Raw genomic sequence first — 10,874 nt, forward strand, 5'->3', positions numbered from 1 at the left:
GTGCTGGATTTCTTCTATTTATATACAGCATAGCTTTTTATGGTATGGAAAAAAGAGGATAATAGAATTCAAGAGAGAATGTAAACATAACCGGTTTCTTCTTATTGGCCGGCGGGTACATAGAAGATAAGTACGTGAAGGAGGGTAAATATGAAAAACAGAAAGCAGTTTTGGGGGCCTTTCCTGTTCGGCGTCGGCATCATTGCCATGATCGACGGCATCATTTTTCATCAACTGCTTCAATGGCATAGCGTGTACATGGACACAGACCGTCCTCACCAAATCATGAGCGACGGACTGTTCCACCTGTTTTCTTTGATCATCCTCTTCATCGGGGGAATTATGCTGTGGAACAGGGGAGAGCTGAACGGCCGCCGTCCGCAGCATATATTTTGGGGCGCGTTTCTGCTAGGGGCGGGCTGGTTTAATTTTGTGGAGGGCATCGTCAACCATCACCTTCTCCAGATTCACCACGTCAACCCGGCAAGCCCGAACCGTCTCTTCTTTGACCTGGCCTATGATGCCTCAGGGCTTTTGATTATTGTAATCGGATGGCTGATCTATCGAAAAGGCAAAAAAATGTGAGGGGAAAATTGGTTTGTCCCCATGCTTTGCCTGAATACAATAAGAAATAAATATTTCTCGGGAAAGCGCAGATTTCAACAAAGCCGGCCTGAACGTGTCAAAATCCATCAGATTGTGTAAATACCTGGGCGGCTGTTACTTACAAAAACAAACCCCTAAAAAAGAATTTTCATTGAAATACTGTCACAACTTGGTGGAGCGGCTATTAACCAACATGTGAGGGATGCCTTTGGCTACTTTTATTGACAAAACTGTGAATGGGTTGAAGAGTCTTTTAGATCACAAGGGAACAATTAAACTATTTGGTTCGGAAGGGGATATTACCGAATCTCAAGTTACGTTTCCTAATTACGGAGCATCAGCTGATGATATTCGAAGTTTTGAATCGAAATACAGCATATCCTTCCCTGAAGATTACAGACTATTTTTGGAACAACATAATGGCGCCAGAATTTTTGACATTATTTCTGATGGCAAGAACATAGGTGGTGGGCTGCGCTTATCCAGCCTTGAAGAAGAAATGGGATATGTGGAATTGTTTGAAGGCGTAAACGGCATTCCAACAGGGCACCTCTTGGAAGAATGTCATCTAATGATTGACAAGGATAGACTTGATCGGGGTGATCCCAACTATCTCTATTTATTTGAGGACGGTCTGGAATACAAGCCATTAAATCTAAACTTTGAGATATTTCTAGACCGTTATATTATATGTCAAGGAGAAGCCTTTTGGGAATGGACCTATCGGACAGCAGAGAATTACTATAGATAAGATGTGAAGACAGTCAGTATTGGCTGTTTTTTGCTTTTATATTCATGGATGGACAGGATTTACTCCAATCCATTTCCGTGAAATGTTAAAATAACAACTGATCATGAGGATTTGATCAAGGAGCTCTATGATGTTTTTAATGAACATAAAAGGTTTATCATGTGAAATAGACTAATTCCAATGTAAAGAAACACCGCTATCAGGAGGACATAAAGTGTTTTTTTCAAAAACCATAGATCGTTTAGCCTTATATGATTTACACAGAAAAAGAAGCAAGGATAAACATTTTTCTGCTTTTTCAATGGATACAATTGCTGAAAACGAATTCTACAAATCAAGTATAGCTGATGTCTCAATTATTCTGAATGAATCCAGAAAAAAATATATGATTGGAACTTTCAGCTATGAATCCTTAATTCCTTCCGGGGATCTCGTCAATGATACTTTAACAGGGGAGGTCTTTTTAAATGAAAATGATATAGATAAACCCAATGTTATCTTTGTACACGGCTGGCGAATGGATTCATACGATCGTATCAAAAAAATCTTTCATCATCGCATAATGAAAGATTTAGGATGGAACATGTACTACTTTTCTCTTCCCTATCATTTAGAAAGAGAGCCAGAAAATTCACTTTATAGTGGAGAATTGATGATCAGTGCGGATATTGATCGTACAGTAGAATCAACGAGACAAGCCATTGTAGATTTACGAGCATTAATCCACTGGATAAAAGCAAATAAAAAAGGCCCTGTCATCATAGTGGGTGTAAGTTTAGGGGGATGGATTACCAATCTAACTGCTACCCTTGAACCTCAAATTGATGCAGTGGTCTCGATATTTTATGCCAATCGCCTTTCCTATTCGATATGGAATACGATTCCGGGTAAATTCATAAGAGAAGAATTGGAACAACATGGTGTGACTTACGAAGATTTAATCAGATATTGGGAAATCACAGATCCTAGCCAAGCCGTGCCGAAAGTTAACAAAGATAACATTCTCTTGATTTCTGCTAAGCATGATCAGTATATTCACTTAGAAGATGCTGATTATTTGTGGGAAAGATGGGGGAAACCCGAAAGAAATCTATACAATTGCGGCCATGCCGGGATTGTTCTTTGTCGCAAAAAACTAGCATCAGATACGCTTTCTTTCATCCGAAAAAAACTAAAAAGGTGAGATAAGAGAGTTGAAAACAAATATTTCGAAATCATTATCAACAACTGATGTTAAAAGTCCAAAATTCGAATGTGCTTGAATCCACCGGAAAACGTTTTGCTGCAATTGAAAGTATGCCGGAAACTGTTGAGGTGAGCATCCGAACAAAAAGGGATTCAATTAAACGCAGCGTTTGAAATAAGCTGCAAATTGTAAATCAGAAAATAGAAGATTTATCTGATGCGATGGATAAAAAGCCCCGTTTCGTCTCTTGATGATGCTGACGCTATACGCGCCCTTTATGAGGAATCCCACACTCCGTTCCTCCAATTTTACGAAGCATTTATCGATGAATATCAGTCAGCATTGAAGTGCTTCGTTGTTCGATCGGCCGGGTTTAATCCTTATTTCAGCTCGTGTTCAAGGAATGACCGTGAAAGATTGGTTTGAAGAAAACGGTGTATTTTTGATTTTCCCGGATACATCAGCTTTACCGCAAAGGCAAATAAAAGAAGTGAAAAAAACTGGTTTGTCCCCACACCTTGCCTGAATACAATAAGAAATAAAGTATTTCTCGGGAAAGCGCAGTTTTCAACAAAGCAGGCCCTAAAACGTGTCAAAATCCATCGGATTGTGTAAACACCTGGGCGGCTGTCACGGTGCAGCGCTTCATGAATAGGATATAAAGAGAGAATGGGTGAGGTGAGTGTGTTGGAGAGGGCTGTTACTTACAAAAACAACGGACAGATCAATATCATACTGAACGGCCAGAAGCAGGTTTTGGCCAATTCAGAGGCAGAAGCCGAATATCAGGCTGCACTGCAGAAAAATGAAACGAAACACAGCATCTTGAAAGAGATTGAAAAGGAAATGAACACGCTTGTCGGCATGGAAGAAATGAAGCGCAATATAAAGGAAATCTACGCCTGGATCTTTGTCAACAAAAAACGGGAAGAACAAGGGCTCAAAGCCGGAAAACAAGCGCTCCACATGATGTTTAAAGGAAATCCCGGAACGGGGAAAACGACCGTTGCCAGGCTCATCGGCAGGCTTTTTCACGAAATGAACGTACTCTCCAAAGGCCATTTAATCGAAGCCGAGCGGGCCGATCTCGTCGGAGAATACATCGGGCACACGGCGCAAAAGACGAGGGATTTAATCAAGAAAGCCATGGGCGGCATCCTGTTTATCGATGAAGCGTACTCCCTTGCAAGAGGCGGAGAGAAGGATTTCGGCAAGGAAGCGATCGATACATTAGTAAAGAACATGGTTTTAGTTTCTGTGCCACTTTTGAAGTAGATATCCCCAAGGCGGAACGTAGCCATAAATACGCATGGGAAGAGTATGAACGCAGCTTTGAAGAAATCAAAAAGATGCATTTTAAAGACCTGCTGACTGTAGGACAAATAAGTGAAAAATTAAACATCCCAGATTGGATCATACTGGATTTGTTTGAAGCCAAAAAAGTGGACAAGCTTAGCTACCCTGAATTATGCCGGAGACGAAGAGAACTTGATTTTGATAAGCTGTATGATTTGCATTTTAATCAAAGGTTAAGTCTTAACGAGATACATCGACAATTTGGACATTCGCCACTCTACACGAAAAAAGTATTTAAAGAAAAGGGCTTGTCTCATCTTGGTTTTATTAATCAGAACAGTAAAGAGTCATAACCCTTCAAAGCGAAGGGTTTTTCTTTTATAAATTTCGATAAAATCATTATTTTATTGAGAATCTAAAAGGGAGCACGATAACTCCTTCTCATCATTTTTCCATCTTGTTAACAAATGCCTTTGCTTGAGGGATGTCTGCTGTTTTTAAGAGGTGTTTACAAAGCTCTGCAAACCCCTGCAAACCCCTGTTTGTGAAGGCTATACAATAACTCCTCATCTGGGGTGAGCTATTCATGAACCTCTTTTCTTTGTTGTGTCAAGAAAAAATCCTCCTTTTTGTAAAAGTGACCAATTTAATTCAACAAATATTTCAGAGTCTCACTAGAGAAAACGAACCTGTTATTTGTAAATAAATGTTTAAAAATGAGAAAAAGGTGTTGCTGGGGTTCAAGGATAATGGTACTATCATATCTGGGAAAGGAGGGATTATCTGTAAGTCCAAAACTGAAAGCACCTAAGAACTTTCTTAAGATGTTACAAATTTTTATTTAAAGGGGATAGCCATTTTATGAAAAAGTTTTTACAAGGTCTTTTGATAAGTATGTTGGCATTGACAGTCCTATTTGGTTTTGATTTTAAAGGGGTACAAGCAGCATCCTTAGAAGCAGAAAATGAGGCTACAGAAACATTGCTCAAGGGTACTCTTAGGTTTGAAGTTGACGAAAACAAAACTGCTAAACTTAAGGAAGCTGATTTCGGGGATGAAAAAGAGCAAATTAAAAGAGCAGACCAGAAAGCAGCTAAACTTAAGCATGATTATTTAATCCATTCAAATCCAGGTGCTGTTAGTGAAGATGGTAAACGGGTCGATCTATACTCAGAAAAACAAAAAAACAATAATAAAATTAAAGGAAAAGTACCTGGATACGTCGAAATTCAAGTTGAAACTTTGCTCAATCCAAAAAATCACACCATCACCAATGTCATAAGAATCGGTAAAGTTATGGGGGAAAAACCACTATACATCAACGCCTCCCACGATCTACTTGCAAGTCGCTACTACAATGGTAAGTTTATAAAGGTTTTAAATCATACAAAAAAATTCTCGGTGCTTGAAATTAAACCCGGAACTAGTTCGTCAAAAAGCTTTAAGGTAGGGGCTTCTAGTTACTATAAGAGAGATTATGCAGCAACAGTAGTCTGGAAAGATTCACCCCCTATAGCTGATGCAAGTAAGAGTTCGCCTTTTCTAGCAAATAAAAAACCTGCTCTTTATCCACACGCTAAGGATAGTCACACTAAACAAGTAATGGGAGCTCCTGCAGATGCAAACATGAAAGTTGTTCCAAAAGATAAGAGGGAAGATAGAGATCCTAACTTAAGAAAAAAATTCAAAAAGTGGTATATTAAAAAATACGGAGAACCAAAATGGAACTGGGATAATTACGAAGTTCATCATGTTATTCCTCTAAAATATGGGGGGAGTAATGATATGAGCAACTTGTTTCCTCTTGAAAAAAAGTTTCATCAAAAGACTGTAACACCTTGGTGGAGTGCATATTAATCTATATGTGAGGCGATGTATTTGACTAATTTTGTTCACAACACTGTGAATGGCCTAAAGAGTCTTTTAGACTCAAACGGGGTTATTAAACTATTTGGTTCCGAAGGAGAAGTTACTGAAACACTTGTTACTTTCCCTGACTATGGTGCCTCTTATGAGGAAATTCAAAACTTTGAATCCAAACATCAACTATGCTTCCCAAAAGATTACACAAAATTTCTGACGCAGCACAATGGCGCTAGAATTTTTGATATTATTTCTGATGGCGAGAACATAGGTGGTGGACTCCATTTATTCAGCCTTGAAGAAATTGAAGAAGAAATGGGATATGTGGAATTGTTTGAAGGCATAAACGGCATTCCAATAGGGCACCTCTTGGAAGAATGTCATCTAATGATTGACAAGGATAGACTTAATCGGGGTGATCCCAACTATCTCTATTTATTTGAAGACGGTCTTGAGTATACGCCGTTAAACTTAAATTTTGAGATATTTCTAGATCGTTATATCATGTGCCAAGGGCAGCCATTTTGGGATTGGCGTTATCGAACAGCAAAAAATTATTATAGATAATGAGCATAAGACAGTCAGACATGGCTGTCTTTTTGTGTCTAAAACAAACAGGAATGATGAACTAGTCTATTCGATTCATTTTTGTGGATACACAGGATTTATTCGCCAATTCCCTTCTATAAAGTGGTAAAATATATACTGATTGTAACTTTTGTATTAGAGGAGAATGTCATGAAAACTTTAGACGTTCAGGCGTTGCACAAAGCAATTGACCATACGCTGGAACAGTTAAAAAAGCAATCAGATGAAATGGCTAAAGTCAAAAAAAGCGTTGAAGCCATCACATCCCTTGACGATGCTTTAAAAGGAAAAGGGGGAGATGCGATTCGTGCTTTCTACGAAGAATGCCACACTCCGTTTCTTCAGTTCTACGACACTTTCATTGACGAATATGAATCAGCACTGAAAAAAATTAAAAATGCATTGAATTCCTTGGAGCCGAATCACAACGGATATATTTCGCAATCATTTCTCGATCATGAATTGGAACAAGGTTTGAACGCGGCTGATCGAACAACGAAACATTTGGTATCCAAAGCCAACGCCGCGATTTCAAAAGTCAGCCATATTGTCGATCTGCCAGATTTAAATGACAACGAATTTCATGAGCAGAATAGAAAAGCATTGACTGACATCAATCAGACGATTGAAAAGCTGTATACGTTTGACAGGGAACAGACAAGCACGCTCAAAACGGCCGAATCAGACCTTGATACGATGCAAAAATACATCTCGAGGCTTGAAAAAATGTATACGGGGCCTAAAATTGAAATTGCCACCTATCAAAAAGGATCGATTTTAAAACCAGATGAGTTGGATGCTTTGAGCGGGAATCAAGAGACAGCGATGGGAGTCATGTTGGATAAGCTTGACAACAAATCAAAGCTTGAAAAAGAGATTAGCGAAGTTAGTGAACATGATATCAAAATTTCCAAGTTAAAGAAGAAGCTTGATGATTATGACTTTTCAACAGCTTCAGAGTTTTATGAGATTGCCAAGGAAATTGGATATGAAAATCTTTCCCCTTGGCAACAACGGTATTTCAATGGAATCGAAGGCTCTCGTAATTTTGGCAATGCCATTAAAGGAAGTGCTGAAGGAATCAAAAATGCAGTTGTCGATACTGCTGTAGGCATATGGGACATGATCGCTCACCCAGACGAAACGATTGAGGGCATTAATTATACGATTCATCATCCCGTAAAAGTATTTAATATTATGAAACAGGGAATTGAAGAGTCTTACGAGCGAGATGTAGTCAATGGCGATTCTTATACCCAAGCCAGATGGTTTAGCTATGCCGTTGGAATGGTCGGTACATCGATTGCTAGTTCAAAAGGCGTTGACAAAGTAGGGAAAGTGGCCAAAGCGGGGAAGGTTGGACAGGTCACAGCCAAAGCGAGTAAAGCTTCTAAAAAAGTAGCGAACAAAACGATTAAAGCTTCGAAAGAGGCTGTGGGAAAAAGCGTAGCGTCTTTCAAAAAATCGATGCAAAGGGTCGCTTCCAAAGTAAAAGGGATTCAAATATACAATCCTTTTGAGCCACAGGTTCAGTTGGCTGGCGGGGGTAAAGTACCTTATAATATTCTTGATGGAGAGAATATTAAGAAAGAGGCTATTCAATATATAAAAAAGGCCACAGATAATATTAAGAAGACGGCAATAAGCAGAAGAAGAAAGAGTGCTTCGAAACTAGTTGGGAAAGAAGTTAAACTTGATTGGTTGGGGCATAATTACAAAGCAGTTGACATTAAAGGTACTGTAAAAGTAGGGGGTAAGGAGAGGGATATATCAAGGCGTGTGTTTCAGAAAGTTGATATAGATTGGAACTATAGACCAAGGAACCCCAAAGCAAATGGGTTATCGAATAAAGAACTTATTCAGAAAGGTAGAGCACCATATGCAGTTGATAAAAATGGGGTGGAATCTCAAATTGAGCTTCATCACATACTCCAAAAGGAAGCTGGAAATATGGTTGAAATAATAGCGACTACACATGATGAATACAAAAAGATTTTGCATGGGCTGATAAAAAATGGAGATAGTTTTAGAAACAATGAGATATTAGATAAACAATTCAACAACTTTAGAAGAAATTATTGGGTTTGGAGATCACAAAATCTAGATTGAGGTGATAATAATTATGAATAAACAAATATCAAAGATGATAAATGAGTATATTGAAGAAGGCGATTTTGTCGGAGCAGTAACCGACGAAGATATCACAAATGCTGAAAACAAGTTAAGATGTAAATTTCCACAAGAATATAAAGAATTCATTAAATCTTATGGTTCTGGAGGTATATGTGGGGTTGAAGTTTTGGGTGTAGAAGGAAATGGCTATGCTTCAGTAGTTGATGCTACAGAAAGATTTAGAAACTTTGGTTTACCTGAGAAATACGTAGTTATTGAAAATGTAGATGAATTTGTTTATTGCCTAAATACAGAAGAAGATTATAGTGTCATAAGGTGGGATGACACAAGCAAAAATGAGGTTAAAAGATATTCAAGTTTTGATGAATATTTACAAGATAGCTTCCAAGAAGCAATAGACAACTGGGAGTAACACCAGGGATGAAATTTCCCTTAGCAGAGGATATGTAAAAATGGAATATTCTAAGGTGGAAAAATTCATAAAAGAAAATGCTGATGCCGACGACTTTACAGGTGGTATAAGTGAAGGGATCATTTCTGAACTGGAAGAGAAACTTCAATTGAATTTTCCGACGAGTTATAAATGGTTCTTGAAAAATTATGGTTCAGGTGGAGTATATGGAGTAGATATCCTTGGTTATGATTTTGGTGGAGCATCTGTAGTTGAATTGACAAATGAATATAGAGAACATTATAACCTTACAGATGGGCTAGTAGTTATTGAAGATATTGACTTCTTTGCTTATTGTTTAGATACAAACAAGATGGAGAATGGGGAATGTCCAGTATTTATATGGGATCGAGAAAATGGATATGAAAATGTTGTAGCCAGCAGTTTCATTGAATATTTTTATGATAAACTTAAACGAATGAAAGAAAACTGGGAAGAAGACGAAGATTGGGAAGATGAAGAGTGATCAAAACAGCCTCATCCTTATTAAGGGTGAGGTTTTTCTTAATGGGATTTGTTGCTTGAAATAAATTAGAAATCAATTGTTAAAATTATAAAAGTCCTATAAACTATAATAAAATAATGTTTTTTAGGAGATGGGGTTATGTTTACTGAAAGGGAAGCATTACGTTTAAGGCTTGAGCAACTTAATGATGCTGAGATTAATTTGCTGCGTCAACTTCGGGAAGAGCGCAATGAAATTTATTCTAAGCTGCGCGAATTAGATAATCAAAACAATCCAGTTGAAGTAACCGATGCAAACATGATCCACAAAAAATCATTATTAGAGTTGGCAAATGAAACGGCAAAGTCCTTTGAAAAAAACAAACAAGAGAAAGCAAATCCGTCAATTGTGTCATCCTTAAACCCTAGAAGAAAACCAAGGCTCGGGACGAAATCTCACAAACATCGTGAGGTAGCTTTAAAGATTTTAAGGGATCGCAAAGGTGAAATACGGGGATCTGAGCTTCAAAAAGAAATTGAAAAGGAAACAGGGATGTCGATTCGTAATATGACGACATTTATGCAAGGATTATTGAAGTATCATCCTGAAGTGGAAAAGACATACCGTGGACGTTATGTTCTCAGAAAAGAAAAAGACAATGCCATTAATGAAAGTCCTTCTGAATGAGGGCTTTTTTGTTTAGGAATTGTTTAAAAAATGTATAATAAAAGGGAACATACATTCTGTTTTAAGGTGTTGAGAGTATGAAACCTGTTATTTCTAAGGAACTTGAAAACGCAATACATGAAAAGATCATTATTGATCTGTGTATCCATGCAATGGAGACAAAGTTGACGAAAGCTGAATCAAATAAAGAACCAGAACTTGTTGAATATTATGAGGGGAAGTTGAAGAAGCTCTTTTCAATAAGAAAAGAGTTGAATGACTATTTAAAGAAGGAAAACACGAAGATTCAAGAGGTTGTTGTATGTGATGATATGTTTGTGGAGTATCCTTATTATATAAGAACTAAAGAAGGGGGGATTAAAGAGGGGGAGGCGAGGTATTGGAAAGCTGCATTGAAATTGCATATGAAGAATAAGCTGGAAGGATTGTGAGAAAAGGTTGATCCTTACGGTAGATGAAAGATCGGGGCTTGTAGCCAATTTTCTAGAAAACATGGGAATTCCTTTGCAAACTTTAGGTGCATTCTGTAAAATATTATCATAGGACTGGAGGAAGACTATTACAAGGAGGGCAAATAATGAAAGTTGTTGCCTCTGTTGATGTGGCAAACCTCATCAATACTTGGTATGTTCACATCAAAAAGAGAGAGGTTTCTCAAGCCATAGAGTTAAGAGACAGGATTGTAAAGCTTTTTGATGAGATGGAAGAGGATCAAGATGTTTTGCTTTATTTTAACCTGCTTGACTACAGATTTAGAGTTTTAATGGAAGATATTGCGGGGAAAGAACCTTCTTTACCTCCAAGCGCTGAGGATAAAGCTAAAACTGATGGAATGTTAAGGTATTATTACTATTTAGCCCCCTAATGA

At 37.9% G+C, this 10,874-nt stretch carries 12 protein-coding genes and 2 pseudogenes; all 14 read left to right on the forward strand.

Annotation, left to right across the window (positions count from 1 at the left end; translation table 11 throughout):
* The first annotated feature begins 150 nt into the window (after window positions 1-150).
* Window positions 151-585, forward strand: a complete 435-nt coding sequence (locus AB447_RS11180) for a DUF2243 domain-containing protein (RefSeq protein ID WP_046132764.1) — start codon at window positions 151-153, stop codon at window positions 583-585.
* A 223-nt stretch (window positions 586-808) separates the two neighbouring features.
* Complete coding sequence (locus AB447_RS11185) at window positions 809-1,357, forward strand: SMI1/KNR4 family protein (RefSeq protein WP_048355658.1); 549 nt, start codon at window positions 809-811, stop codon at window positions 1,355-1,357.
* 214 nt (window positions 1,358-1,571) lie between these two features.
* Window positions 1,572-2,540 carry an alpha/beta hydrolase family protein gene (locus AB447_RS11190; RefSeq protein WP_048355659.1) on the forward strand — a complete coding sequence of 323 codons (969 nt, stop codon included), beginning with the start codon at window positions 1,572-1,574 and terminating at the stop codon, window positions 2,538-2,540.
* Window positions 2,541-2,759: 219 nt separating this feature from the next.
* On the forward strand, window positions 2,760-2,969 hold the full coding sequence (locus tag AB447_RS27630) for a T7SS effector LXG polymorphic toxin (protein ID WP_269769334.1): 210 nt from the start codon (window positions 2,760-2,762) through the stop codon (window positions 2,967-2,969).
* Between the two features lie 258 nt (window positions 2,970-3,227).
* Window positions 3,228-3,788 (forward strand): annotated as a pseudogene (locus tag AB447_RS11195) (AAA family ATPase); the annotation flags it as partial.
* A gap of 104 nt (window positions 3,789-3,892) precedes the next feature.
* The gene (locus AB447_RS11200; RefSeq protein WP_048355661.1) at window positions 3,893-4,192 is read left to right on the forward strand and encodes a hypothetical protein; all 300 of its coding nucleotides are present in this window, start codon (window positions 3,893-3,895) and stop codon (window positions 4,190-4,192) included.
* A 508-nt stretch (window positions 4,193-4,700) separates the two neighbouring features.
* Window positions 4,701-5,696 carry an HNH endonuclease signature motif containing protein gene (locus AB447_RS11205; RefSeq protein WP_048355662.1) on the forward strand — a complete coding sequence of 332 codons (996 nt, stop codon included), beginning with the start codon at window positions 4,701-4,703 and terminating at the stop codon, window positions 5,694-5,696.
* Window positions 5,697-5,717: 21 nt separating this feature from the next.
* Window positions 5,718-6,269 carry an SMI1/KNR4 family protein gene (locus tag AB447_RS11210; protein WP_048355663.1) on the forward strand — a complete coding sequence of 184 codons (552 nt, stop codon included), beginning with the start codon at window positions 5,718-5,720 and terminating at the stop codon, window positions 6,267-6,269.
* A 171-nt stretch (window positions 6,270-6,440) separates the two neighbouring features.
* The gene (locus tag AB447_RS11215; protein ID WP_048355664.1) at window positions 6,441-8,399 is read left to right on the forward strand and encodes a T7SS effector LXG polymorphic toxin; all 1,959 of its coding nucleotides are present in this window, start codon (window positions 6,441-6,443) and stop codon (window positions 8,397-8,399) included.
* Window positions 8,400-8,412: 13 nt separating this feature from the next.
* Window positions 8,413-8,835, forward strand: a complete 423-nt coding sequence (locus tag AB447_RS11220; protein ID WP_046132719.1) for an SMI1/KNR4 family protein — start codon at window positions 8,413-8,415, stop codon at window positions 8,833-8,835.
* Between the two features lie 40 nt (window positions 8,836-8,875).
* Window positions 8,876-9,340, forward strand: coding sequence for an SMI1/KNR4 family protein (locus AB447_RS11225; protein WP_048355665.1), 465 nt, complete (start codon window positions 8,876-8,878; stop codon window positions 9,338-9,340).
* 138 nt (window positions 9,341-9,478) lie between these two features.
* Window positions 9,479-10,006, forward strand: a complete 528-nt coding sequence (locus AB447_RS11230; RefSeq protein ID WP_057957565.1) for a Rok-like winged helix domain-containing protein — start codon at window positions 9,479-9,481, stop codon at window positions 10,004-10,006.
* 77 nt (window positions 10,007-10,083) lie between these two features.
* Window positions 10,084-10,437, forward strand: a complete 354-nt coding sequence (locus AB447_RS11235) for a hypothetical protein (protein ID WP_048356320.1) — start codon at window positions 10,084-10,086, stop codon at window positions 10,435-10,437.
* Window positions 10,438-10,583: 146 nt separating this feature from the next.
* A pseudogene (locus AB447_RS11240) lies at window positions 10,584-10,862 on the forward strand (response regulator aspartate phosphatase); the annotation flags it as partial.
* Window positions 10,863-10,874 lie beyond the last annotated feature (12 nt).

The sequence above is a fragment of the Bacillus glycinifermentans genome (assembly GCF_001042475.2).
Taxonomy (GTDB): Bacteria; Bacillota; Bacilli; order Bacillales; family Bacillaceae; genus Bacillus; species Bacillus glycinifermentans.

What these genes read in the sequence shown, in the direction of transcription:
- AB447_RS11180 (WP_046132764.1), top strand. Translation starts at nt 151, where the DNA reads ATGAAAAACAGAAAGCAGTTTTGGGGGCCTTTCCTGTTCGGCGTCGGC.
- AB447_RS11185 (WP_048355658.1), top strand. Translation starts at nt 809, where the DNA reads ATGCCTTTGGCTACTTTTATTGACAAAACTGTGAATGGGTTGAAGAGT.
- AB447_RS27630 (WP_269769334.1), top strand. Translation starts at nt 2,760, where the DNA reads ATGCGATGGATAAAAAGCCCCGTTTCGTCTCTTGATGATGCTGACGCT.
- AB447_RS11200 (WP_048355661.1), top strand. Translation starts at nt 3,893, where the DNA reads ATGCATTTTAAAGACCTGCTGACTGTAGGACAAATAAGTGAAAAATTA.
- AB447_RS11205 (WP_048355662.1), top strand. Translation starts at nt 4,701, where the DNA reads ATGAAAAAGTTTTTACAAGGTCTTTTGATAAGTATGTTGGCATTGACA.
- AB447_RS11215 (WP_048355664.1), top strand. Translation starts at nt 6,441, where the DNA reads ATGAAAACTTTAGACGTTCAGGCGTTGCACAAAGCAATTGACCATACG.
- AB447_RS11220 (WP_046132719.1), top strand. Translation starts at nt 8,413, where the DNA reads ATGAATAAACAAATATCAAAGATGATAAATGAGTATATTGAAGAAGGC.
- AB447_RS11225 (WP_048355665.1), top strand. Translation starts at nt 8,876, where the DNA reads ATGGAATATTCTAAGGTGGAAAAATTCATAAAAGAAAATGCTGATGCC.
- AB447_RS11230 (WP_057957565.1), top strand. Translation starts at nt 9,479, where the DNA reads ATGTTTACTGAAAGGGAAGCATTACGTTTAAGGCTTGAGCAACTTAAT.
- AB447_RS11235 (WP_048356320.1), top strand. Translation starts at nt 10,084, where the DNA reads ATGAAACCTGTTATTTCTAAGGAACTTGAAAACGCAATACATGAAAAG.